Below are 24,336 nucleotides of genomic sequence, written 5' to 3' on the forward strand. Positions count from 1 at the left end.
GTTTTGCAACCTGATCGAGCAAGGCTGTGCATTGCACAAAACAAAAGATCGCAGACAAGCTGCGATCTTTTGCGGATTACCGAGAGCGGGGGATCAACGCAGTGTGTCGACCATGTCGGCAATGGTGGTCAGCACATCTTTGCCCAATTGCTTGGAGCGTTTGCCCGACCAGCCGGTGTGTTGATCTGGATGGTCGTCGTGATCCTTGAACGGCATTTCCAGCGTCAGCGACAGGCAATCGTACTTCTGACCGACGCTGTTGCACGCCAGGGTCATGTTGGCCTGGCCCGGTTCGTCGCGGGTGTAGCCGTACTTGGTCTGGAAGTCTTTGGTGGTGTGCTTCAAGTGATTGCGGAAATGTTCTTCGAGCTTCTCGATCCGTGGTGTGTAGCCCGGATTGCCTTCACAACCGGCGGTAAACACGTGCGGGATGGTTTCATCGCCATGGGCGTCGAGAAACAGATCGACACCGTATTTTTCCATTTGCTGCTGCACGAAAAGCACTTCAGGGCTGAATTCCTGAGTGGCGTTCTGCCAGGCGCGGTTCAAGTCCTGGCCCATGGCATTGGTGCGCAGGTGACCATGGAACGCGCCGTCCGGGTTCATGTTCGGCACCAGGTAAAGATCGGCGCTGGCGAGCAATGTGTTCATGACCGGATCATCGTGTCTTTCCAGACGCTCGATCACGCCTTCCATGAACCATTCGGCCATGTGTTCACCCGGGTGTTGCTGGGCGATGATCCAGACTTTGCGCTGGCCTTCGGCACCTGTGCCTTTGCGCAGCAATTGGATATCGCGGCCTTCGACGCTTTTGCCGGTGGCCAGCAGTTCGGTGCCGGCCTTGGTCAGCGCCTGCTCGATCAGCCAGTCGTGACGGCCACGGCTGTAAGGTTCGAAGTAGGCGAACCATGCGTGGGTCTGGGTGGCTTCAAGGGAGAAACGCAGGCAGTCGCCTTCGAAGATCGTCGGCACACGGAACCAGTTGACGTGATCGTAGGAGGCCACTGCCTGATAGCCTGGCCAGCCTTTGCTGTAAGTCGATTGACTGGCGTTGTTCAGGCGAAACCAGTGCTCCTGGCCGACATGCAAACCGCTGGCCTTGAAGTGAAACCACTGGAAATGCGCGCTGCGGGTGTCCGGGCGGATGGCCAGAACCGGGTTGAGCGGATTACTGATATCGATGACTTGGATATTGCCGCTGTCGAAATTGGCGCTGATGTCGAACGAAGATTTGGCCACGGTCATAATCGGTTCCTGAATATGATTTTTATGGCCGTTACTTTACACACAAGATGGACGTGAAACCGAGTGCAATTGTGGTGTGGAGGCGGGGGCGTCCTCCATGACGCGGATGCAGCTTAGAGTGTATGCGATTGATTCTCAAGTGCTATCTGTTGTTTGTTTTCCCCAATGCAGCCGGGCTTGTCTTGCCAATCGATATTCTTTTGATATTATCCGCGCCATCGAATTTGCAGCATCTAACGACTTCATTAGCCTGAAGCTATAAGCCCAAAAATGGGCAAAAAAAGACCCGGCAAAAAGCCGGGTCAAAAACCGTGATTAGCCTGATGAGGAGATAGTCCAGAAGACCGACCTAAGGTCTCTGGTCCATCGACTGATCTCGCGACCAGCTGCATGCAATAATAATCATTATCATTTGCAAGTCAAATGTTTTCATTTGCACGATTGGAAAATTCTTTCCTCTCGCGCCTTCAGGTTTCCTCGCCATCAAGCGAGTGGTCGACCATCGCCCGCGCCATATCCACCATGTGCACCACCGAAAATGCCAGGTCGCGGCTCGCGCCCTGCAGGTTTTCTGCTGCCTTGAACGCGGTGGCTGCTGCGCATCGCAGTAGATCCGAGGCGTGCACCAGCGCTTCCTCGCCGCTGAGATGGCGCCTCACATCGAAGAAGCGCTCATCGACTTCGGGCTCTGACACAGCCGGTTTCAAGTAATAGTCCAGTGCTCGCTGTGCCGCGGCATTGCCTTGTGGCGAGGTGAACGTGGTGTCCATTTGCAGATCGGGCAAGTCTTTGCTGCTGATATTCATGATGACGGCCACTCCTTGTTCGATTGAAAATCCGTGCTTTCAGAATAGTACGAAGTGTAGTTGTGACTAAAAATTAAATACTACAATTTGTGTTTTGTTGTGCGGAAGGCCTCCGCGTAAGGTGCTGCACATGGATAAATGGATTGAGTTGGTCAAGGCCAAGATGAGTGAACTCAAAATCACTCAAACAGTGCTCGGAGAGCGCGTCGGTATGTCCCAGGGAGGGATCGGTCATTGGCTGAACAAACGTAGGGAACCGGGCATCACTGAAATGAATCGCGTGCTGCATGCGCTGGGCATGGAATATCTGGAAGTGGTGGTACTGATCCGCGAGCAGCAGGAGACGCCGGAGGATGAGATGCCGCTGGCGCAGAAGTACAACCCGTACTTCCGTTACCCTGTCAGTGACTGGCGAGCGCCGTGCGAGGTGCGCGAAAGCGGACAGCCAGCCTATGCGCCCGCGCCCGATAAACAACGCTTCGAATTGACGGATTACCACGCCCGAGGTGCTGCGTTCTGGCTGACGGTGACGGGGGATTCGATGACCGCGCCCAGTGGCATAAGCATTGCTGAAGGCATGCTGATTCTGGTGGATCCAGAGGTGGAGGCGGTGCCCGGCAAGCTGGTGATCGCGCAGTGGCCGGGAAGCGACGAAGCGATTTTTCGAAAACTCGACGAAGAGGGCGGCCAGCGCTATCTGGTGCCGCTCAATCCGACCTGGCCGAAAGCCCTGTTTACCGATGAGTGTCGAATTATCGGCGTAGTGGTTCAGGCAACGGCGCGTTTTTAGTCAGATCGATCCTCGCCAGTCGTAGGATCGATCTTCATTTCACACAGCTTCCAGCTCAACCAAAGCGCTGCCTTCGCCAACCATTTCGCCTTCCTGGCAATACAGCGCCTTGATCACGCCGGCGTGTGGTGCGCGGATGCTGTGTTCCATTTTCATGGCTTCCAGCACCACCAGTTGCGCCCCGGCCTCAACCGATTGACCCGCTTCAACCAGAACCCGCACGATGCTGCCGTTCATTGGCGCAGTCAGTCCGCCTTGATGGCTGTGGCTGGCTTCGACAGCGCTGATCGGGTCGTACGACTCGATACGCCGCAACTCGCCTTCCCATTGCAGATACAGTGAATCGCCCTGACGGATAGCGCGCAAGTCACGACGCACCCCGTCGTGCTCGACAATCAGTGCTTCACCCAACAGTCTGGCGGTGCTACCTGCACCCAACGTCAACGCGCGATCCTGGCCCTCGCAACTCAAGTGCAGGGTGATTTCCGGCGGCAGACCCGCGCGCAAACCGCTATTGCGAGCCCATGGCGAATTCGGGTCATCAGCCCGCGCAAAGCTCGGCAGGCTCTGCGCAAACGCCTGCGCCGCCACATTCCAGAACGCATCGCTCAACTCGCCTGGAGCCGGCAACAGTTGCTCCTGATAACGCGGAATAAAACCGGTATCCAGTTCCGCCGCCGCGAACGCGGGGTGAGCGATGATCCGCCGGAGAAAATTGATATTGGTTTTCAAGCCGCCAATCGCGAACTCATCGAGCATGCTCAGCAGCCTCAGACGCGCCTGCTCACGATCTTCGCCCCAGGCAATCAGCTTGCCGAGCATCGGGTCATAGAATGGCGAAATCTCGTCACCTTCTGCGACGCCGCTATCTACCCGGCGTCCCGGGCCATCGGCTGATTCGCGATACAGGGCCAGACGTCCGGCGGCGGGCAGGAAGTCATTCGACGGATCTTCGGCATATAACCGAACTTCAATGGCATGGCCATTGAGCGGCACTTGCTCCTGAGTGATCGGCAACGCTTCACCACGCGCAACGCGGATCTGCCACGCCACCAGATCCAGACCGGTAATGGCCTCGGTCACGGGATGCTCAACCTGCAGTCGTGTGTTCATCTCCATAAAGAAGAATTCGCCGCGAGCATCGAGCAGGAATTCCACGGTGCCCGCGCCAACGTAGCCGATCGCCTGCGCCGAACGCACAGCCGCTTCACCCATCGCGCGGCGCAGCTGCGCGGTCAGCCCCGGTGCCGGCGCCTCTTCGACAACTTTCTGATGGCGGCGCTGAATCGAGCAATCACGCTCATTGAGATAAAGGCAGTTGCCGTGCTGGTCGGCAAACACCTGAATTTCCACATGGCGTGGCTTGAGCAGGTATTTCTCCACCAGCATTCGCGAGTCGCCGAACGATGACTGTGCTTCACGTTGAGCGGAGGCGAGGGCTTCGGCCAGTTGGCTGACGTCCTCGACGACTTTCATGCCTTTGCCGCCACCACCGGCAGTGGCTTTGAGCAGCACCGGATAACCGATGCGTTCACAGGCGTCGCGGAAGGTGTCGAGGTCTTGCGCTTCGCCGTGATAACCCGGCACCAGCGGCACGCCAGCTGTTTCCATCAGCGCTTTGGCGGCGGATTTGCTGCCCATGGCGTCGATGGCCGAGGCGGGCGGGCCGAGGAAGATCAGACCCGCGGCTTCGATGGCGCGAGCGAATCCGGCGTTCTCGGAAAGAAAGCCATAACCCGGATGAATCGCCTGTGCGCCGCTGGCCTTGGCCGCTGCGATCAGTTTGTCGATTTGCAGATAACTGTCGGCCGCTTTGCTGCCGCCCAGATCAACGCGGATATCTGCTTCACGGCTGTGTCGCGCATCACGGTCGGTAGCGCTGTGCACCGCGACGGTGGTCAGGCCCAGGGCCTTGGCGGTGCGCATGACCCGGCAAGCGATTTCGCCACGATTGGCCACCAGCAGGGTGGTGAGAACAGGTGCGCTCATCAATGCGGCTCCTTGGTGGTGGTTGCGGCTTGCCAGCTCGGCGGACGTTTTTGCAAAAAGGCGCGCAAGCCTTCCTGACCTTCAGGGCTGACGCGGATGCGGGCGATGGCGTTTTCGGTGTAGCGGCGCAGGGCTGGTGTCAGCGCGCCATTGCCGACCTCACGCAACAGATCCTTGCTGGCGCGCATGGCGGCCGGGCTGTTGAGCAGCAGATTGTCGATCCATTGTTCGACCTGTTGCTCAAGCTCTGCGCTGGGATAGCTCTCGGACAACAAGCCGATTTCCCGCGCACGCTGGCCACCAAAACGCTCGGCGGTCAGGGCATAGCGGCGTGCTGCGCGCTCGCCGATGGCCTGCACCACAAACGGACTGATCACTGCTGGCGCCAGGCCAATACGCACTTCCGACAGGCAGAACTGCGCATCATCGGAACCAATTGCCATGTCGCAGCAACTGATCAGACCCAACGCGCCGCCGAATGCTGCGCCTTGCACCACGGCCAGGGTGGGAATCTTCAGTTTGGCCAGGTTGTACATCAACTCCGCCAATTCCCGAGCGTCGTCGAGGTTGGTGTGATAATCGAGTTCGGCCGATTGCTGCATCCAGGCCAGATCGGCGCCGGCGCTGAAATGCTTGCCGCGCCCGCGCACCAGCAGGAAACGCAGGCTGGCGTCGCTGGCAACCTTGTCGAGGGCGAGGATCAGTTCGCGGATCATTTCGGCGTTGAAGGCGTTGTTCTTCTCTGCACGGTTGAGCCACAGAGTCGCAAAACCGCGTGGGTCGCTGTGCAGTTCGAGGGTGTTGAAGTCGCTCATATTCATCCGTCTCCACGGTTCTTGTGGGAGCGAGCCTGCTCGCGAAAGCGGTCTATCAATCGACATCTCTGATTCCTGACAGACCGTTTAGCGAGCAGGCTCGCGCCCACAAAAGCATCACATCCGGAACACGCCGAAGCGGCTCGGTTCGATAGGCGCGTTCAACGACGCGGACAAGGCCAGGGCCAATACATCGCGGGTCTGCGCCGGGTCGATGACGCCGTCGTCCCACAGCCGTGCGCTTGAATAATAGGGGTGACCCTGTTCTTCGTACTGGTCGAGAATCGGCTGCTTGATCTCGGCTTCCTGCTCCGCACTGAACGCCTGGCCGCTGCGTTCAGCCTGTTCGCGTTTGACCTGTACCAACACGCCAGCCGCTTGTTCGGCGCCCATCACGCCAATGCGCGCGTTCGGCCACATCCACAGGAAACGCGGGTCGTAGGCGCGACCGCACATGCCATAGTTACCGGCGCCAAAGCTGCCGCCGATGATCACGGTAAATTTCGGCACCTTGGCGCACGCCACGGCGGTCACCAGTTTTGCACCGTGCTTGGCGATGCCGCCGGCCTCGTATTTCTGGCCGACCATGAAGCCGGTGATATTTTGCAGAAACAGCAGTGGAATGCCACGTTGGCAGGCCAGTTCGATGAAGTGCGCGCCTTTCTGCGCGGCTTCGGCGAAGAGGATGCCGTTGTTGGCGAGGATGGCGATCGGGTAGCCGTGCAGATGGGCGAAACCGCAGACCAGCGTAGTGCCGAACAGTGCTTTGAATTCGTCGAACACCGAGCCATCGACCAGCCGCGCGATCACTTCACGGACATCGAACGGCTGCTTGGCGTCGGCCGAGACCACGCCGTACAACTCGTCGCTGTTGTACAGCGGAGCGATCGGTGTGCGCTGCTGCACTTCGCCGAGCTTGCGCCAGTTGAGATTGGCGACGCTGCGGCGGGCGAGGGCCAGGGCGTGCTCGTCGCTTTCGGCGTAATGGTCGGCCACCCCGGAAATCTTGCAGTGCACATCGGCGCCGCCCAGGTCCTCGGCGCTGACCACTTCCCCGGTCGCGGCTTTCACCAGCGGCGGGCCGGCAAGGAAAATCGTTGCCTGGTTGCGCACCATGATCGCTTCGTCGGCCATCGCCGGCACGTAAGCGCCACCGGCGGTGCACGAGCCCATGACCACAGCGATCTGTGGAATGCCCATCGCGCTCATGTTGGCTTGATTGAAGAAGATCCGCCCGAAGTGTTCGCGGTCCGGGAACACTTCGTCCTGACGCGGCAGATTGGCACCGCCCGAATCCACCAGATAAATGCACGGCAAGCGGTTTTGCTGGGCGATGGTCTGGGCGCGCAGGTGTTTTTTTACGGTCAATGGATAGTACGAACCACCTTTCACCGTCGCATCGTTGGCGACGATCATGCATTCGACGCCTTCAACCCGGCCGATACCGGCGATCACGCCTGCGGCCGGAACGTCTTCGCCATAGACACCGTGGGCGGCCAACTGGCTGATTTCCAGAAACGGCGAGCCCGGATCGAGCAGGCGGTTGATGCGTTCACGCGGCAGCAGTTTGCCCCGCGAGGTGTGGCGTTCCTGTGCTTTCGCGCCGCCACCTTGCGCGACCTGGGCGAGCAGGGTGTGCAGGGCGTCGACCTGTTTGAGCATCGCGGCGTTGTTGGCGGCGAATTCCGCTGAACGAGGATTGAGCTGAGTGTGCAGAATCATGTGCTACTCCGTAGCAGCTTCAAGTTTCAAGCAACGAGCTGCAAGTTGAGGCGAGAGCGCATGTCTCTTGCCGCTTGACGCTCGCAGCTTGCCGCTGACGAAATTCATTTCGTTTCGTTGAACAGTTCGCGACCGATCAGCATGCGACGAATCTCACTGGTGCCGGCGCCGATTTCGTACAGCTTGGCGTCGCGCAGCAGACGACCGGCGGGGAATTCGTTGATGTAACCATTACCGCCGAGAATCTGGATCGCATCGAGGGCCATCTGCGTGGCACGTTCGGCGGTGTAAAGGATTACGCCGGCAGCGTCCTTGCGTGTGGTTTCACCGCGCTCGCAGGCCTGGGCCACCGCGTAAAGGTAGGCGCGGCTGGCGTTGAGTTGGGTGTACATGTCGGCGACTTTGCCTTGGATCAGCTGGAATTCGCCGATGCTCTGGCCAAACTGCTTGCGGTCATGGATGTACGGGACGATCAGATCCATGCACGACTGCATGATCCCGGTCGGGCCGCCCGACAGCACGACGCGTTCGTAATCGAGGCCGCTCATCAGCACTTTCACGCCGCCGTTGAGCACGCCGAGGATGTTCTCTTCCGGCACTTCGACGTCATCGAAGAACAGCTCGCAGGTGTTGGAACCGCGCATGCCGAGCTTGTCGAACTTGTTGCTGCGGCTGAAGCCTTTCCAGTCGCGCTCGACGATGAATGCAGTGATGCCGTGCGCGCCTTTTTCCAGATCGGTCTTGGCGTAGATCACGTAGGTGCTGGCGTCGGGGCCGTTGGTGATCCAGGTTTTGCTGCCGTTGAGGACGTAGCGGTCGCCACGCTTGTCGGCGCGCAGTTTCATTGAAACCACGTCAGAACCGGCGTTCGGTTCGCTCATTGCCAGCGCGCCGACGTGCTCGCCGCTGATCAGCTTCGGCAGGTATTTGGTTTTCTGTTCGTGGTTGCCGTTACGGTTGATCTGGTTGACGCACAGATTGGAGTGCGCGCCGTAGGACAACGCCACCGAGGCCGAGCCGCGGCTTATCTCTTCCATCGCCACCACGTGCGCCAGATACCCCAGGCCTGCGCCGCCGTACTCTTCCGGCACGGTGATACCGAGCAGGCCCATGTCACCGAATTTGCCCCACATGTCGGCAGGGAACAGGTTGTCGCTGTCGATTTGCGCCGCGCGTGGGGCGATCTCTTTAGCGACGAAGGACTGAACCTGATCGCGCAGCATGTCGATGGTTTCACCGAGGGCGAAGTTCAGGGATGGGTAGCTCATGGGTCACCTTTTGGCTTTTTTGTAGGGTGGGGAGGGCGGCGGTTCAGCTCTCACCTTGACGTTAACGTAAGCCTGCGATGAGTGACTGTCAATCACACTTTACGTTAACGTCAACTTAGGCGAGAGTAAGGGTCGTTCAAGATTGAAAACGGACTGTCCCATGTAGGAGCGAGCTTGCTCGCGAAGGCGCCATACCAGTCGACACGGATGTCGAATCAGATGGCCGCTTCGCGGGCAAGCTCGCTCCCACAGGGATTTAATCCGGCAAACCCGCTAATAAAGACAATAGGGGTCGTCATGGATCAACCCAGTGCAAATCCGCAGCGCAGTTACACCCGAGGTTCCCAGGACAAAGCCTTGCTGGCGATGACCATCGGGCAGATGTTCGACCAGACCGTCGCGCAATACCCGGACGGCGAGGCGTTGGTGGTGCGCCATCAGCAGCTGCGCTACTCCTGGCGACAGCTCGCTGACGCAGTGGATCTGCATGCCAGGGCTTTGCTGGCGTTGGGATTGCAGGCGGGCGATCGACTCGGTATCTGGGCCCCGAATTGCGCGCAGTGGTGCATCACCCAATTCGCCACTGCGAAAATCGGGGTGATCCTGGTCAACATCAACCCGGCCTACCGCACCTCCGAACTCGAATATGTCCTCAAGCAGTCGGGCTGCAACTGGCTGGTCTGTGCCGGAGCATTCAAGACCTCCAACTATCACGGCATGTTGCAGGGACTGGTGCCGGAACTGGCGGAGCAATCCATCGGCCAATTGCGCAGCGAGCGTCTGCCGGACCTGCGTGGCGTGATCAGCCTCGACGCACAACCGCCGTCGGGTTTCCTGCCGTGGTCGCAACTGGCCGATATGGCCGCCAGCATCGCCCCGCAACAACTGCATGAACGCAGCGAGAGCCTGCACTTCGATCAACCGGTGAACATCCAGTACACCTCCGGCACCACCGGTTTCCCCAAGGGCGCGACCCTCAGTCACTACAACATTCTCAATAACGGTTACATGGTCGGCGAAAGTATCGGCCTGACGCCGCTTGATCGACTGGTTATCCCGGTGCCGTTGTATCACTGCTTCGGCATGGTCATGGGCAACCTTGGTTGCATTACCCACGGCAGCACGATGATTTATCCCAACGATGCCTTCGATCCGTTGCTGACCCTGCAAACGGTCGCCGAGGAAAAGGCCACCGGCCTGTACGGCGTGCCGACCATGTTCATCGCCATGCTCGACCAGCCACAACGCGGCGAATTCGATCTGTCGAGCCTGCGCACCGGCATCATGGCCGGCGCCACTTGCCCGATCGAAGTCATGCGCCGGGTCATCAGCGAGATGCACATGAGCGAAGTGCAGATCGCCTACGGCATGACCGAAACCAGCCCCGTTTCGCTACAGACCGGTCCAGCGGATGAGCTGGAACTGCGTGTGACCACTGTCGGCCGCACCCAACCGCAACTTGAAAGCAAGATCATCGACGAGGCCGGCAACCTGGTGCCGCGCGGCACCATCGGCGAACTCTGCACCCGTGGTTACAGTGTGATGCTTGGCTACTGGAGCAATCCGCAGGCCACCGCCGAGGCCATCGATGAGGCCGGCTGGATGCACACCGGCGATCTGGCGAGCATGAATGACGATGGCTATGTGAACATCGCCGGACGTAACAAGGACATGATCATTCGCGGTGGCGAGAATGTTTATCCGCGTGAGCTGGAGGAGTTCTTCTTTACCCATCCGGCCGTGGCGGACGTACAGGTGATCGGCATTCCGTGTTCGCGTTACGGTGAGGAAATTGTCGCCTGGATCAAATTCCATCCAGGCCACAACGCTTCAGAACTGGAGCTGCAAACCTGGTGCAAGGAGCGCATCGCGCACTTCAAGACACCACGGCATTTCAAGTTTGTCGAAGAGTTTCCGATGACGGTGACCGGCAAGATTCAGAAATTCAGGATGCGGGAAATAAGTATCGAAGAATTGAAAACCATCGAGCGTTAACCGCAACCCCTGTGGGAGCGAGCCTGCTCGCGAAGGCGTCAGGTCAGCCAATATCCTTGTTGATGACACACCGCTTTCGCGAGCAGGCTCGCTCCCACAGGGGGTAAGCGGTGTTGCAAAGAGGAATCACAGAAAGCACAAAGGGGAGCCGAGGCTCCCCTTTAATTTTGTCGTCGCGTGCTCTTTTTTTATTATTGAGGGTCGGTCTATTGTTGTTTTTGGCAACCGTGGCCCTTTACCGCTGTTTTTGGCGACCCCCATCCGGGGTCAAGAGCAAACGTATTTTTTTGAGCGCTGATCTGCTTTCTCGTTAAACGATCCAACCGATTCGGGAGCTACCTGAAGGTAGTTTTATTATTCTCTGCCCGGTTGCGGGTCACTCCTGAGAGCACCCTGAAAAACACACCTTCTCCAAAAAAATCTGTTAGCTGCGTCTCTGCCGTGTTGTTTTTGTTATGTCAGAGTCGTTACGTCTTATTTTTATTGGTTTGCCGCTTTTTATTCTTGTTATGCCATAGAGATAGCAGGACGCGTGCCAACTTTAAAAAGTCCTTATAAATCAATGGTTTGATATTTTCGCGGATTTTATCGACCGGTCAAAGCCAGACAATTTGTTTCCGTGTTACTCGCTCGTGCCCACTTTGCGGACGCGGCGGTAACACCCTTGGCCTCACTGTGCGTTACGGGCCTTGGCCACGCGCGAGCCGCTCGGGCGACCGAGCACTGCGCTGATTTGCTGACCCGCGGCAATCAAGGCGTCCAGGTCGATTCCGGTGTCGATCCCCAGGCCGTTGAGCAGGTAAACAACGTCTTCGGTGGCGACGTTACCGCTCGCACCTTTGGCGTACGGGCAACCGCCGAGACCGGCGATAGAGCTGTCGAACACCGCGATGCCTTCGAGCAGACTGGCGTAGATGTTGGCCATGGCCTGGCCATAGGTGTCGTGAAAGTGCCCGGCGAGTTTTTCTCTTGGCACCTGCGCCGAAACCACTTCAAACAGGCGACGAGTCGCGCCTGCGGTGCCGGTGCCGATGGTGTCGCCGAGCGACACTTCATAACAGCCCATCGCGTACAACTCGCGCGCAACCATGGCCACTTGCTCCGGCGCGACGGTGCCCTCGTAAGGACAGCCGAGCACGCAGGAAACGTAACCGCGCACGGTAACGCCATGCTGTTTCGCCGCGTCCATGATCGGCGCAAACCGTGCCAGGCTTTCACTGATCGAACAGTTGATGTTGCGCTGCGAGAACGCTTCGGATGCCGCGGCGAACACCGCGACCTCCTTGACCCCGGCCGCGACAGCATCTTCGAAACCACGCAGGTTCGGCGCCAGTGCACCGTAGGTCACGCCGGGCTTACGCTGGATCTGCGCGAACACCTCGGCGGACCCGGCCATCTGCGGCACCCATTTCGGTGAGACGAAACTGCCGACTTCTATATAGCCAAGACCTGCGGCGCTCAGGGCGTCGACCAGTTGCACCTTGTCAGCCACGCTGATCGGTTGGGCTTCGTTCTGCAGGCCATCGCGCGGGCCGACTTCGATCAGGCGTACTTGGGAGGGGAGGGACATGGCGTTGACCTGCTTGAATTTTGATTCGTTGAGAGTCCTGTTGGAGCGCGCTTGCCCGCGATGACGTCGGCTCAGTCAACATGAATGCTGGACGCTCCGGCCTAATCGCGGGCAAGCCCGCTTCCACAGGGGAAAAAGTTGACTCTTAAATGGCTTGCTGGCTCTTGAGCGTCTGCTCCAGCGCCTGCACGCAGCGTTCTTCGGCGGTATCGAGTTCCAGCTTCATCTGCTCGATGTCGAGCAATTGCTGCTCCAGTTGTTCCCGACGCTCGCTGATTTTCGCCAGCATGCTGTTGAGTTGTTTGGTGTTACCGCTGGACGGGTCGTAGAGTTCGATCAGTTCGCGGCATTCGGCCAGCGAGAAACCAATGCGCTTGCCACGCAGTATCAGCTTCAGGCTGACCTTGTCGCGGGGCGAATAGATGCGTTCCTGGCCGCGACGCTCAGGGCTGAGCAGGCCTTGCTCTTCATAAAAGCGAATTGCCCGGGTGGTGATGTCCAGCTCGCGGGCAAGGTCGGAAATGCTATAGGTCTGGCTGCTCATGAAAGCGCTCGATAAAAGGTCTTGGCGCTAAGCTAATGGCAGGTTGACGTTTACGTCAAGCGGGATGATTTTTGGTGTATTTGATGGCCCCTTCGCGAGCAGGCTCGCTCCCACATTCGACCGCATTAATTCAGTCAGAGAGCAATCCCCTGTGGGAGCGAGCCTGCTCGCGAAGAACGATAACGCGGTGTAATTTCTTACACCTTATCCAGCTTCTTCTCATGCGCCGTCACCTGCTGGCACAACTCGATCATCTGCTCGCGCATCCAGCGATTCGCCGGGTCCTGATCGGTGCTCTCATGCCAATACAGATGTGTCTCCACCGGCGGCACATCGTTGACCGGCAGATTAAACGCATGCAGTTCATGGCGACGGGCGAAACGCTCCGGCACGGTCATGACCATGTCGGTCTGCTGCATCACCTGGGACGCCATCAAATAATGCTGCGAGCGCAATGCGATCTTGCGCTGAATGCCCATTTTTCCAAGTGCCAGGTCCACATAGCCGAGGCCGCTGCGACGGCTGGAAATATGGATGTGCGTCAACGACAGATAGTCATCGAGGGAGAATTTTTCCTTGCCCGCCATCGGATGGCCCTTACGCATCGCGCAAACGTAGCGGTCTTCCATCAGCTTGACGTGACGCACCTGCGGGTCGGTGTTGAGCGGCGCATCCACGGCAAAATCCAGACGTCCGGCCGCCAGTTCCTTGGTGGTCTCGCGACGTTTGGACAGGAAGCTTTCAATGATTACCGTCGGCGCCAAACGGCGCAAACGCTGGAACAGCGGCGGCAGAATCACGGCCTCGGTGAGGTCGGTCATGCTGATGCGGTAGGTCTTGACCGCTTGCGCCGGGTTGAAAATGCGACTTTCCTGAACCGATACGCGCAATAGCGACAGCGCGTTGCGCACCGGGCCGATGATGTTCTGTGCCATTGGCGTCGGCACCATGCCCTGAGCCGTGCGTACGAAGAGCGGGTCGTTAAACGTTTCGCGCAACCGCGCCAGCGCGTTGGACACCGCAGGCTGCGTGATGCCGACAATCTGCCCGGCACGGGTCAGGTTGGCTTCGGTGTAGATCGCGTCGAAGACGATGAAAAGGTTGAGGTCGACCTTGCTCAGATTCATAACGCGGCTTCTCTTGTTTTAAGGGCAAGTGTTTTAGGGGCTGACAATCAGTCGATCATATATCGGTGATGAATGTTAATACACGCCGAGAATAGGCTAGGTAAATTATCAACGCTGTTCTAGCATCGATTGCATGACTTAAACAACCTCTGCCCAAGAAGGTAATTGCTCATGGATTTCGCTTATTCGCCCAAGGTGCAAGAACTGCGTGAGCGCGTGACCGCGTTCATGGACACTTACGTTTACCCGGCCGAAGCCGTGTTCGAACGCCAGGTTGCCGAAGGCGATCGCTGGCAGCCGACGGCGATCATGGAAGAGCTCAAAGCCAAGGCCAAGGCACAGGGGTTGTGGAATCTGTTTCTGCCGGAATCGGAGCTCGGCGCCGGTCTGACCAACCTCGAATACGCACCCCTGGCAGAAATCATGGGGCGCTCGTTGCTCGGGCCAGAGCCGTTCAACTGCTCGGCTCCGGACACCGGCAACATGGAAGTGCTGGTGCGTTACGCCAACGAAGAACAGAAACAGCGCTGGCTTGAACCGCTGCTGCGCGGCGAGATCCGCTCGGCGTTTGCCATGACCGAACCGGACGTTGCTTCGTCCGACGCCACCAACATGGCCGCCCGCGCCGTGCGTGATGGCGACGAGTGGGTGATCAATGGCAAGAAGTGGTGGACTTCCGGCGCCTGCGATCCACGCTGCAAAATCCTCATTTTCATGGGCCTGAGCAATCCTGATGCGCCGCGCCACGCGCAGCACTCGATGATCCTCGTGCCGGTTGACACCCCCGGCGTGAAAATCGTCCGTCCGCTGCCGGTATTCGGTTATGACGACGCGCCGCATGGTCACGCTGAAGTGCTGTTCGACAACGTACGCGTGCCGTACGAAAACGTCCTGCTGGGTGAAGGACGCGGCTTCGAAATCGCTCAGGGTCGCCTTGGCCCGGGCCGAATTCACCACTGCATGCGATCGGTCGGCATGGCTGAACGTGCCTTGGAATTGATGTGCAAACGCTCGGTGAGCCGCACGGCATTCGGCAAACCCCTGGCGCGTCTGGGCGGTAACGTCGACAAGATCGCCGACTCGCGGATGGAAATCGACATGGCGCGCCTGCTGACGTTGAAAGCGGCCTACATGATGGACACTGTCGGTAACAAAGTGGCGAAGAGCGAGATCGCACAGATCAAGGTTGTCGCGCCGAACGTGGCACTTCGCGTGATTGATCGGGCGATCCAGATGCATGGCGGGGCAGGGGTGTCTAACGATTTCCCGCTGGCCTACATGTACGCCATGCAGCGCACCCTGCGCCTGGCTGACGGCCCGGACGAAGTGCACCGCGCGGCGATCGGCAAGTTCGAAATCGGCAAATATGTGCCGAAGGAAATGCTGCGTAGCGGTCAGTAAGACCGCGTCGCCTGCTTCGCGAGCAGGCTCGCTCCCACATTCAGCCGCATTCCATCAAAAGAAATGCGATCAAATGTGGGAGCGAGCCTGCTCGCGAAGGGGCCCATACATTCAACACATCTACATCAAGCTCAATAAACCCAAACCTCAACCCGCCGATTCTTGATCCGACCTTCATCCGCGCTATTGGCTGCCACCGGCATCTGCGCGCCAAATCCGCGCACCTCGCGCAGTACCACGCCGTTTTTCACCAGCTCACGCCGTACGGCCATCGCCCGCAATTTGGACAACAAGTCCGCCCGCGCCGGGTCGTCCTTGATGTCGCCAAATCCCACCAGCGTTACCGCACGATCGGTTTTGTCGTGGCGCTTTATATAGTCGAATACCCGAGCCAGATCCTGCCGAGCCTTGTTGTCGAGGCTGGCACTGCCTTCCTCGAAACGGAAATTGACTGTCAGACGTTGGGCGTGACGGCTGAGGGATTGATACCCCTCTGGCATCAGCGCATTCGGTGCAACCGTCATCGCATGCACGGTCTGACTGATGAAGCCGTTGGCCGCGACTATCGCCTGGCCCTGACGACTTTGCGCAAACGCCACCAATGCCTTGGCCCACGGGTTTTGACTGTCGGGCGGCAGATAGAAGAACAATCGTCGCGACAGCGGATAGTCTTCGGTGGCGATCAAGCTGTTGAGTGGCAGCATCGATTGCGACGCGCCATCGGCTATCGCCACCGCTTTGGCCTGCCGCACGTACGGCAAACCGATGAAGCCGATCCCCTGTGGATCGCTGCTGACGGCGTCGGATAATTGCTCGCTGGATTCAAACCGTTTCGCCGCGTTACTCAGACTTTTCCCACGACGACTCAGGACCAATTCCTTAAACGTGTCGTACGTCCCGGACTGATCATCCCGCGCATATAAATGAATGACGCCACCACGCCCGCCGAGGTCTTCCCAGGTTTTTAGCTCGCCACTGAAGATCCGCGCCAGTTGTTCGGTATCCAGTTGCTGCAATGGATTATCGGGGTGGAGGATGATCGCCAGGCCATCGATGGCAATGACTTGCTCGGCGCTGGGGCTTTTCAGATCGCCGAGTGATTGCAGTGTCTGTAACTCACCATCCTTGATCTCGCGGGAAGACGCGGCCAGATCGGCGCTGGCGTTTTTCAATGCGACGAATCCGGTACTCGAACCGTGGGCCGCAACTTCCACTACAACGCGTTGACCTTGCGCGGTCTGGCCAACGATCCGCAGTTCATTGGCGGTGTCCGCGGTTTCGCGGTGAATCTTCAGCAGACCTTGCTCTCGCAGCAATCCTTCAACCAGTGCCGGGCCGAGTTCGGCGCCAATGGTGTTGGACCCCTGGATGCGCAGTGCCGGGCCGTTTTGCGCGATGGGCAGGGCAGCGGCGTAGACCTTCAGCCATGCGCCCAACAGAAAAACCAGTAAAACACGCAGGGTCATGCCGGCACCAATTGAAGCCAAGGGGATTGCCGGGGAGATTAAGTCAGGCGTATGACCAAAACATGACAGCGATTCAGTGTGGGAGCGAGCCTGCTCGCGAAAGCGGTGTATCAGAAACATTTTCGCAACTGACACACCGCTTTCGCGAGCAGGCTCGCTCCCACAGGGGGATTTCAGGTGATTTGAGGATCAGCTCAGTTCAAGCCAGATTGGCGCATGGTCCGAAGGCTTTTCCATGCCGCGCAATTCATAGTCGACACCCGCCGCTTTTACCCGGGGCAGCAAACCGTGGGATGCCAGAATCACGTCGATGCGCAACCCGCGTTTCGGTTCATCTTCAAAGCCACGGCTGCGGTAGTCGAACCAGCTGAACATGTCGGTCACGTCCGGGTTCAGGTGGCGGAAGCTGTCGGTCAGGCCCCAGTTTTTCAGGCGGGCCATCCACTCGCGCTCTTCCGGCAGGAAGCTGCATTTGCCGGTTTTCAGCCAGCGCTTCATGTTGTCCGGGCCGATGCCGATGTCGCAGTCTTCCGGGGAAATGTTCACATCGCCCATCACCACCACTGGCTGTTCGTTGCTGAACCGGCTTTCCAGCAGGGTTTGCAGATCGCTGTAAAAGCGCTGCTTGGCGGGGAATTTGGTTGGGTGGTCGCGGCTCTCACCCTGTGGGAAATAGCCGTTCATGATCGTCACCGGCACGCCATTGGCGTCTGCGAAAGTGCCCCAGATGAAGCGGCGCTGGGCGTCTTCTTCGTCAGTCGCGAAACCTTTGTGGATAGCAATCGGCTCCTGACGCGAGAGTATTGCCACGCCGTAATGGCCTTTCTGGCCGTGGAAATATACGTGGTAGCCAAGGGCACGTACTTCTTCCAGCGGAAACTGATCGTCGTGGACCTTGGTTTCCTGCAGGCCGATCACGTCCGGCTGGTGTTTTTCGATCAGCGCTGCCAGCTGATGCGGACGGGCGCGCAGTCCGTTGATGTTGAAGGAAACAATCTTCATGGTCGGCAGTCCTGGCAAAAGGGCGATGCTAGCTGACATGTGGGATGGGGGCCAGTGTTGGGGCAGGCAGATTCGGTTTGGTCTGTGGGATTTGTGCTGTCTGCAATGGCGCCATCGCTGGCAAGCCAGCTCCCACAGGGATCTCCAGCGAACACAAATTTTGTGAACACCCGAGAAACCTGTGGGAGCTGGCTTGCCAGCGATGGCGTCCGTTCAGTCGATGAAGATCCCGCTTTGGTCTATACCTGTGGGGGAACTGCGCCACCCGCAAAAGGTTCGTACCAACAAGAGCCCCGCCATTCAAGCGGTGCCAGGGGAGAATCACTGACATGCCTGAAACCCAGACCGCCATCGCCGACATTCATATGCTCGACCGCGGTTATTCCCGCGAAGCCAGATCCCTGCTCTATCAGGCCTATCGCCACGAGCCGACCTTCGGTTACCTGTTCGAAGCCGAGCGTCCCGGATACGAGCAGCGCGTGCGTGCGACGGTGCGCGAACTGGTCAAGCAGCACTTTCTTCAGGACTTGCCCGCCATCGGCCTGCTGGTCAACGACCGCTTGATCGGCATCGCTCTGATCGCGCCGCCGCAGCGCCGTTTGGGCATCACCGAAAGTTGGGCCTGGCGTCTGCGCATGGTGCTCAGCACCGGTTTTCGCTGCACCCGGCGCTATCTGGAATATCACGATGCCGTCGCCGCGTGCGTGCCGAGTGATTCGGTACACATGTTGCCGCTGCTCGGCATTCATCCACAGTTCCAGGGCAAGCACTTCGGCGAGCAACTGCTGACGGCCGTACACAACTGGTGCGCGGTGGACGAAACGTCGCAAGGTGTGGTGCTCGACACCGGCAATCCACGATATCTGGAATTTTACAAACGACAGGGTTACGAGGAGATCGGCGAAGTTGCCGTCGGCCCGGTGCGTGAGCACGTATTTTTCCACGCCAACCCTCAGGTGTTACAAACTGCAACAGCTTAGCAATCGAACTTCTTGGGAAATTTCCTCTTCTATTACGCTCCCAAGCCCGTGATAGCATTCGCGCCATGAAGTTTCCAGGAAGATTTACCAGTGGCGTGCTCATGCTGTTATCCAGCTGCGCGGCGCTGGCGCAAAGTGAATTGGATGTGCGGATCAAACCGTCCAACGATGAACTCAAGGCCAATATAGAAGGCTATATCGGCAGCCTCGGTGACCGCGACGAAGAAGCCTTGCTGCGCTTCAGTCGTGGTGCCGAAGAGCAGGCGCGCAAGGCGGCCCAGGCGTTGGGCTACTACCAGCCGCAGATCGACAGCGACGTGAAGGGCGGTGACAAGCCGCGCCTGGTGCTGAACATCGATCCCGGCGAGCCGATTCGCCTGCGCAACGTCACCATCCGTGTCGACGGCCCGGCTGCCTCCTTTAAATCCTTTCGCGTACCGAAAGCCGACGTGCTCAAGCCCGGCGCGGTGCTCAACCATGGTCGCTACGAAGACGCCAAGCGACTGATCCAGAATCAGGCCTCGCGCTTCGGTTATTTCAGTGGCCATTTCACCAGTCAAAAACTCTTGGTCGACCCGCGCGCAGGCGTCGCCGATGTCGAACTTATTTATGAAAGCGGCCCGCGTTATGCGCTGGGCAAAGTCAGTTTCGAAGGCGATACGCCGTTCGACGAAGATCTGCTGCAACGCATGGTGCCATTCAAACCGGGCGAGCCTTACGACTCCGAACTGATCGCCGAACTCAACCGCGATCTGCAATCGAGTGGCTATTTCGAAGGCGTGCGCGTCGACGCCGCTCCGACTGCCGCAAAAAATGACGTGATCCCGGTGGACGTCAAACTCGACACTCGCAAGCCGCGCACCATGGGCCTGGGTCTCGGCTATTCGACCGACGTCGGCCCACGGATCAAAGCCAACTGGACGCGCCACTGGGTCAATCCGCAGGGCGACAGTTATGGCTGGGAAGCCGAACTCTCGGCGCCGCGGCAGAACGTCGGGCTGTTCTACGACATCCCGCTCGACCCGCCGCTGACCGACAAATTGCGTTGGGCCGGCGGTTATCAATTCGAAGACATCGAAGGTTCCGACACGCTCAGCAAACTGCTGACCTTCGGCCCGGAATGGCACAGCAAGTTGCCCAGCGGCTGGCAACGGGTGATCTCGTTGAAATGGCAGCGCGAGGAATACGAGCTTGGCGACGACTCGGGCTTGAGTACCTTGCTGATGCCCGGCATCAGTTACTCGTACCTGAAAAGTGACAACCGCATCGACCCGCACAACGGCTATCGCCTGACCTTTGAGAGCAAAGTTGCAAAGGAAGGCGTCGGCTCCGACACCAACCTTTTATATGGCACCGCGCTGGTCAAGGGCTTGACCACGGTGTTCGACAAACACCGTCTGCTCGGTCGTGTGCAGGTCGGCGGCAGCGCCACCAACGGTTACAAATCGGTCCCGCCGTCGCTGCGCTTCTTTGCCGGTGGCGATCAGAGCGTGCGCGGTTACGACTACCAGAGCCTGTCCCCGGAAAACTCCGATGGCGACCGCATCGGTGGCCGCTACATGGTTGCCGGCAGTGTTGAATATCAATACTCCGTCGCCGAGAAATGGCGGGTCGCGACCTTCGTCGATCAGGGCAATTCCTTCAACAAACTCGAACTGCCGAACCTCAAGACCGGGGTCGGTATCGGTGTGCGCTGGGTCTCGCCGGTGGGGCCGATACGCCTCGACCTGGCCCATGCGCTGGACGACGATGGCGGCATCCGGCTGCACTTTTCCATGGGGCCTGAGCTGTGAAGCGTGGTTTGAAAATTACCGCACTGACGTTGTTGGCGTTGGTGTTCTTGATCGTATTGAGTGTGGCCGTCGTACTCGGAACCAACTCCGGTAGCCGCTGGGCGCTGGGTCTGGTGCCGGGCTTGAGCACGGAGAATTTCCAGGGTCGCCTCGGCGGGCAATGGAGCGCCGATCATCTTGTCTGGCAGCAAGACAGCAGCCGGGTTGAACTGGATCAGGCAATCTTCGCCTGGTCGCCGCTGTGCCTGACGCGTATGACGTTGTGCATCGATCAACTCAAGGCTGATCGGGTTGTTTTGCAATTCCCGCCGAGTGAAGAAACCACCGAAAGCGGCCCGATCAAATTGCCGGATCTGCAATTGCCGCTGGGTCTCGAGCTGGGTGATGTGCAGGTCGGCAGTTTGCTGTTCAACGGCAGCGAACAACTCAAAGGCCTGCAACTGGCGGCCCACTGGACCGCCAAAGGCTTGCAGATCGACAGCGTGAAATTGCAACGCGATGAGTTGAGCCTGAATCTGTCCGGGTTGCTCCAGCCCACCGGTAACTGGCCGCTGAACATTGCAGGGGATCTGACCCTGCCGTCTCCGGGCACCGATCCCTGGACGCTGGCGTTGAAAATCGACGGCGATCTGTTGAAGACCCTGAACCTGCACGCCGACAGTCGTGGCTACCTGGACGGTCAGTTGAGCGGCGAACTGCAACCGCTGGCGGAAAACCTGCCGGCCAAGGTTCGTATCACTTCTGAGGCGTTCAAACCGAGCGCTGATCTGCCGGATACCCTGCAACTCAATCAATTGGTATTGACCGGTGAGGGCGACCTGAAGAACGGTTACCAATTGCTTGGCAACGCCACGCTGCCGGCCGATAAAGGCCCGGTGGCGTTGTTGCTCAAAGGCAAGGTCGACGCCAGCGGCGCGCAAATCGCCGGCCTCGATCTGACCGCCAACGACCAGCAGAGCCTCAAACTGACCGGCAGCGTCGACTGGAGCAAAGGCATCACGGCTCAAGCCAACATCAATTGGCAGGATTTCCCGTGGCATCGGCTCTATAACGAAATCGACGAGCCGCAAGTCGCCTTGCGTACTTTCAATGGCGAAGTGTCTTACACCGACGGTCAGTACATCGGTAATTTCGCCGCTGCGCTGGATGGCCCGGCGGGCGCATTCAGCCTGAGCAGTCCGTTCAGCGGCAGCCTTAAACAGATCGCTTTGCCGCAACTGAAAATGGAGGCCGGGCAGGGCAAGGCCGAAGGGCACGTGAACGTGCAGTTTGCTGACGGCATTGCCTGGGACGCGGCGCTGGATCTGTCGGCGCTCAACCCGGCGTATTGGGTTGCAGAACTGCCGGGCACCCTGGCGGGGCCGTTGAAAAGCCAAGGCGAAATGAAGAACGAGCGCTTGAGCCTGACTGCCGATCTCGACCTCAAAGGCAAACTGCGCGGCCAACCGGCGATCCTCCAGGCCAAGGCTGACGGCGCTGGCGAACTATGGAATCTGAATGCCCTGCAAATCCGCCTCGGCGACAACAGCATCAGCGGCAAGGGCAGCCTGCAACAGAAACTCACCGGGCAGATCGACATCAAGTTGTCGCGTCTGGCCCAGCTGTGGCCAGAACTGCGTGGGCAGATCAACGGTCAGGTCAACGTCGCCGGCACATTGAAAGCACCGCAAGGCAAGCTCGGTCTGCAAGGTTCGCAACTGGCCTTTCAGGATAATCGCCTGCAAAGCCTAAATCTCGACGCCACCCTCGACAGCGCACAGCGAGCGAAGATCGATCTGAAAGGCAGCGGCATTCAGGCCGGCGACACGAATTTGGGCACCCTGACCGCCAGCGCCCAAGGCGACATCAAGAGCCAGAAACTCAATCTCGACCTGCTCGGGCCGAAACTGAAACTGGCCCTCGGCCTGGACGGCAATCTGGACAAGGGCAACTGGCGCGGGCGCCTGGCCAGCGGCGATATTCAGGCCGGCGGCCAGGATTGGAAACTGCAAAACCCGGCCAGGCTCGAGCGCCTGGCGGACGGCAAAATCAATTTCGGCGCCCATTGCTGGGTGTCCGGCAGCGCCAGCTTCTGCGGTGAAGATCAACGGCTGATGCCCGAGCCGAAACTGCGATACCACCTCAAGCAATTCCCGATTGAAAGCCTCGCGCAGTGGTTGCCGAAAGACTTCGCCTGGCAGGGCAAGCTCAATGCCGATCTGCAACTGGACCTGCCGGCCAGCGGCCCCAATGGCGTGGTCAGCATCGACGCCAGCGGCGGCACCTTGCGTATGCGTGAGAAGGATCAGTGGCTCGACTTTCCGTACCAGACACTGAAACTCACCAGTAAATTGACCCCGAAACGCATCGACACGGACCTCAACTTCGTCGGCGGCAAACTTGGCGAACTGATGGTGCAGGCGCAGCTCAATCCGCTGCCGAAAAACAAACCGCTGAGCGGCTCGTTCCGCCTGACCGGGCTGGACCTGTCCGTGGCGCGTCCGTTTGTGCCAATGATCGAGAAACTCACCGGGCGCCTCAACGGCAGCGGCACGATCTCCGGTGGTCTGCTCGCACCTCTGGTCAACGGCACCGTGCAACTCAGCGATGGCGAAGTGTCCGGCGCCGAGTTACCGATGGAGCTGCAGGATCTGCAAGTCAAAGCGATGATTGCCGGTGAATCGGTGCGTCTGGACGGCGGCTGGAAAAGCGGCAAAAGCGGGCAGGGCAGCCTGAACGGCAACATCACCTGGGGCCAGGCGCTGGTGGTGGATTTGGCGCTAAAGGGCACGCAATTGCCGGTCAGCGTCGAACCCTACGCCAAGCTCGAAGTGGCGCCGGACCTGAAGATTTCCATGGCCGGCGATGAGCTGAAAATTGCCGGCAAAGTGCTGGTGCCCAAAGGCGAAATCACCGTGCGTGAATTGCCGCCATCGACGGTGAAAGTCTCCGATGACACGATCATCGTCGGCGCGCAGACCGAACAGGGCAAACCACCCATAGCCATGAAAATGGACATCGACGTGGTGGTCGGGCAAGACAAGTTGAGCTTCGCCGGTTTTGGCCTGACCGCCAATCTGCAAGGTCAGGTTCACATCGGTGACAACATGGACACTCGCGGCGAACTCTGGCTCAACGACGGGCGTTACCGCGCCTACGGTCAGCGCCTGACGGTGCGGCGTGCGCGTCTGCTGTTCGCCGGTCCCATCGATCAGCCGTATCTGGATATCGAAGCGATTCGCCAGACTGACGACGTGATCGCCGGTATTCGCCTGAGCGGCAGCGCGGAACAACCGACCACGCAGATCTTCTCGGAGCCGGCGATGAGTCAGGAACAGGCGTTGTCCTATCTGGTGCTCGGCCGCCCGTTGAGCACCAGCGGTGAAGACAACAACATGCTCGCGCAAGCGGCGTTGGGCCTGGGCTTGATGGGCAGCGCCGGGGTCACCAGCGGCCTGGCCAAGGATCTGGGCATTCAGGATTTCCAGCTCGACACCCAAGGCAGTGGCGACGCCACCAGTGTGGTGGCCAGCGGCAATATCTCCGAGAAGCTCAGCCTGCGTTATGGCGTCGGCGTATTTGAACCGGCCAGCACCATTGCCCTGCGGTACAAGCTGAGCAAGAAGGTTTACGTCGAAGTCGCCAGTGGCGTAGCCAGTTCGCTGGATATCTTCTACAAGCGCGATTTCTAGGTCGCGCTTTCACCTGAACCGAGTCGCTTCAATCGCTGGCAAGCCAGCTCCCACAAGTCTCTCTGGCACACCTGAATGGTGTGCCCGGCAAGGACCCTGTGGGAGCTGACTTGCCAGCGAAGGCGTCTTCTCAGTCGTCGGCGCAGACGATG

Annotated in this window: 17 protein-coding genes; 6 read left to right on the forward strand and 11 right to left on the reverse strand. The window is 59.0% G+C overall.

Annotated features, from left to right (window positions below):
- Positions 1-93: 93 nt before the first annotated feature.
- Together AB4P92_RS26475 and AB4P92_RS26480 are read right to left on the reverse strand one after the other, a co-directional pair.
- Positions 94-1,245 (reverse strand): M14-type cytosolic carboxypeptidase, encoded by a 1,152-nt coding sequence (locus AB4P92_RS26475; protein WP_395598410.1) that lies wholly within the window; start codon positions 1,243-1,245, stop codon positions 94-96.
- 467 nt (positions 1,246-1,712) lie between these two features.
- On the reverse strand, positions 1,713-2,051 hold the full coding sequence (locus AB4P92_RS26480) for a DUF6124 family protein (protein ID WP_042559920.1): 339 nt from the start codon (positions 2,049-2,051) through the stop codon (positions 1,713-1,715).
- A gap of 130 nt (positions 2,052-2,181) precedes the next feature.
- Between AB4P92_RS26480 and AB4P92_RS26485 the strand changes: the two genes are divergently transcribed.
- Positions 2,182-2,841: a LexA family transcriptional regulator gene (locus tag AB4P92_RS26485; protein ID WP_042559919.1), complete on the forward strand. Its 660-nt coding sequence runs from the start codon at positions 2,182-2,184 to the stop codon at positions 2,839-2,841.
- 39 nt (positions 2,842-2,880) lie between these two features.
- Here AB4P92_RS26485 and AB4P92_RS26490 read toward each other — a convergent pair whose 3' ends face one another.
- From AB4P92_RS26490 to AB4P92_RS26505, 4 genes are all read right to left on the reverse strand, one after another.
- Entirely contained in the window at positions 2,881-4,830 is a 1,950-nt protein-coding gene (locus AB4P92_RS26490) for an acetyl/propionyl/methylcrotonyl-CoA carboxylase subunit alpha (RefSeq protein ID WP_395598411.1), read from the reverse strand.
- Positions 4,830-5,645: a gamma-carboxygeranoyl-CoA hydratase gene (locus AB4P92_RS26495; protein ID WP_395598412.1), complete on the reverse strand. Its 816-nt coding sequence runs from the start codon at positions 5,643-5,645 to the stop codon at positions 4,830-4,832. Before AB4P92_RS26495 ends, AB4P92_RS26490 begins: the two co-directional genes overlap by 1 nt.
- A 117-nt stretch (positions 5,646-5,762) precedes the next feature.
- Positions 5,763-7,367, reverse strand: coding sequence for a carboxyl transferase domain-containing protein (locus AB4P92_RS26500; protein WP_395598413.1), 1,605 nt, complete (start codon positions 7,365-7,367; stop codon positions 5,763-5,765).
- A 104-nt stretch (positions 7,368-7,471) separates the two neighbouring features.
- A complete protein-coding gene (locus tag AB4P92_RS26505; RefSeq protein ID WP_395598414.1) occupies positions 7,472-8,635 on the reverse strand; it encodes an isovaleryl-CoA dehydrogenase in 1,164 nt (387 codons plus the stop codon).
- Between the two features lie 297 nt (positions 8,636-8,932).
- On the opposite strand from AB4P92_RS26505, the gene AB4P92_RS26510 reads away from it, so the two are divergent.
- Positions 8,933-10,630 carry an AMP-binding protein gene (locus tag AB4P92_RS26510; RefSeq protein ID WP_395598415.1) on the forward strand — a complete coding sequence of 566 codons (1,698 nt, stop codon included), beginning with the start codon at positions 8,933-8,935 and terminating at the stop codon, positions 10,628-10,630.
- A gap of 670 nt (positions 10,631-11,300) precedes the next feature.
- On the opposite strand, the gene AB4P92_RS26515 is transcribed toward AB4P92_RS26510, so the two are convergent.
- The 3 genes from AB4P92_RS26515 to AB4P92_RS26525 all read right to left on the reverse strand — a co-directional run bounded on the left by AB4P92_RS26515 (position 11,301) and on the right by AB4P92_RS26525 (position 13,871).
- Positions 11,301-12,200 carry a hydroxymethylglutaryl-CoA lyase gene (locus AB4P92_RS26515; protein ID WP_042559913.1) on the reverse strand — a complete coding sequence of 300 codons (900 nt, stop codon included), beginning with the start codon at positions 12,198-12,200 and terminating at the stop codon, positions 11,301-11,303.
- A 145-nt stretch (positions 12,201-12,345) separates the two neighbouring features.
- A complete protein-coding gene (locus tag AB4P92_RS26520) occupies positions 12,346-12,744 on the reverse strand; it encodes a MerR family DNA-binding transcriptional regulator (protein WP_042559912.1) in 399 nt (132 codons plus the stop codon).
- 197 nt (positions 12,745-12,941) lie between these two features.
- Positions 12,942-13,871, reverse strand: coding sequence for a LysR family transcriptional regulator (locus AB4P92_RS26525; protein ID WP_042559911.1), 930 nt, complete (start codon positions 13,869-13,871; stop codon positions 12,942-12,944).
- A 171-nt stretch (positions 13,872-14,042) separates the two neighbouring features.
- On the opposite strand from AB4P92_RS26525, the gene AB4P92_RS26530 reads away from it, so the two are divergent.
- Positions 14,043-15,272, forward strand: coding sequence for an acyl-CoA dehydrogenase (locus tag AB4P92_RS26530; protein ID WP_042559910.1), 1,230 nt, complete (start codon positions 14,043-14,045; stop codon positions 15,270-15,272).
- 131 nt (positions 15,273-15,403) lie between these two features.
- Here AB4P92_RS26530 and AB4P92_RS26535 read toward each other — a convergent pair whose 3' ends face one another.
- Entirely contained in the window at positions 15,404-16,738 is a 1,335-nt protein-coding gene (locus AB4P92_RS26535) for a substrate-binding domain-containing protein (RefSeq protein WP_395598416.1), read from the reverse strand.
- A gap of 189 nt (positions 16,739-16,927) precedes the next feature.
- A complete protein-coding gene (xthA, locus tag AB4P92_RS26540) occupies positions 16,928-17,740 on the reverse strand; it encodes an exodeoxyribonuclease III (protein ID WP_047301970.1) in 813 nt (270 codons plus the stop codon).
- Positions 17,741-18,069: 329 nt separating this feature from the next.
- Between xthA and AB4P92_RS26545 the strand changes: the two genes are divergently transcribed.
- From AB4P92_RS26545 to AB4P92_RS26555, 3 genes are all read left to right on the forward strand, one after another.
- Positions 18,070-18,720: an N-acetyltransferase gene (locus AB4P92_RS26545; RefSeq protein WP_007912451.1), complete on the forward strand. Its 651-nt coding sequence runs from the start codon at positions 18,070-18,072 to the stop codon at positions 18,718-18,720.
- A gap of 65 nt (positions 18,721-18,785) precedes the next feature.
- Entirely contained in the window at positions 18,786-20,513 is a 1,728-nt protein-coding gene (locus AB4P92_RS26550) for an autotransporter assembly complex family protein (protein ID WP_261736135.1), read from the forward strand.
- Complete coding sequence (locus AB4P92_RS26555) at positions 20,510-24,184, forward strand: translocation/assembly module TamB domain-containing protein (protein WP_395598417.1); 3,675 nt, start codon at positions 20,510-20,512, stop codon at positions 24,182-24,184. Before AB4P92_RS26550 ends, AB4P92_RS26555 begins: the two co-directional genes overlap by 4 nt.
- Positions 24,185-24,336: the final 152 nt, after the last annotated feature.

It is taken from the genome of Pseudomonas sp. A0308, from assembly GCF_044218815.1.
Classification (GTDB): Bacteria; Pseudomonadota; Gammaproteobacteria; order Pseudomonadales; family Pseudomonadaceae; genus Aquipseudomonas; species Aquipseudomonas iridis.

Bases quoted from the DNA above. Each gene is read 5' to 3' on its own strand.
- AB4P92_RS26515 (WP_042559913.1), bottom strand. From the start codon at position 12,200: ATGTCCCTCCCCTCCCAAGTACGCCTGATCGAAGTCGGCCCGCGCGAT.
- AB4P92_RS26500 (WP_395598413.1), bottom strand. From the start codon at position 7,367: ATGATTCTGCACACTCAGCTCAATCCTCGTTCAGCGGAATTCGCCGCC.
- AB4P92_RS26495 (WP_395598412.1), bottom strand. From the start codon at position 5,645: ATGAGCGACTTCAACACCCTCGAACTGCACAGCGACCCACGCGGTTTT.
- AB4P92_RS26530 (WP_042559910.1), top strand. From the start codon at position 14,043: ATGGATTTCGCTTATTCGCCCAAGGTGCAAGAACTGCGTGAGCGCGTG.
- AB4P92_RS26535 (WP_395598416.1), bottom strand. From the start codon at position 16,738: ATGACCCTGCGTGTTTTACTGGTTTTTCTGTTGGGCGCATGGCTGAAG.
- AB4P92_RS26485 (WP_042559919.1), top strand. From the start codon at position 2,182: ATGGATAAATGGATTGAGTTGGTCAAGGCCAAGATGAGTGAACTCAAA.
- AB4P92_RS26490 (WP_395598411.1), bottom strand. From the start codon at position 4,830: ATGAGCGCACCTGTTCTCACCACCCTGCTGGTGGCCAATCGTGGCGAA.
- xthA (WP_047301970.1), bottom strand. From the start codon at position 17,740: ATGAAGATTGTTTCCTTCAACATCAACGGACTGCGCGCCCGTCCGCAT.
- AB4P92_RS26520 (WP_042559912.1), bottom strand. From the start codon at position 12,744: ATGAGCAGCCAGACCTATAGCATTTCCGACCTTGCCCGCGAGCTGGAC.
- AB4P92_RS26505 (WP_395598414.1), bottom strand. From the start codon at position 8,635: ATGAGCTACCCATCCCTGAACTTCGCCCTCGGTGAAACCATCGACATG.
- AB4P92_RS26475 (WP_395598410.1), bottom strand. From the start codon at position 1,245: ATGACCGTGGCCAAATCTTCGTTCGACATCAGCGCCAATTTCGACAGC.
- AB4P92_RS26480 (WP_042559920.1), bottom strand. From the start codon at position 2,051: ATGAATATCAGCAGCAAAGACTTGCCCGATCTGCAAATGGACACCACG.
- AB4P92_RS26545 (WP_007912451.1), top strand. From the start codon at position 18,070: ATGCCTGAAACCCAGACCGCCATCGCCGACATTCATATGCTCGACCGC.
- AB4P92_RS26510 (WP_395598415.1), top strand. From the start codon at position 8,933: ATGGATCAACCCAGTGCAAATCCGCAGCGCAGTTACACCCGAGGTTCC.
- AB4P92_RS26525 (WP_042559911.1), bottom strand. From the start codon at position 13,871: ATGAATCTGAGCAAGGTCGACCTCAACCTTTTCATCGTCTTCGACGCG.
- AB4P92_RS26550 (WP_261736135.1), top strand. From the start codon at position 18,786: ATGAAGTTTCCAGGAAGATTTACCAGTGGCGTGCTCATGCTGTTATCC.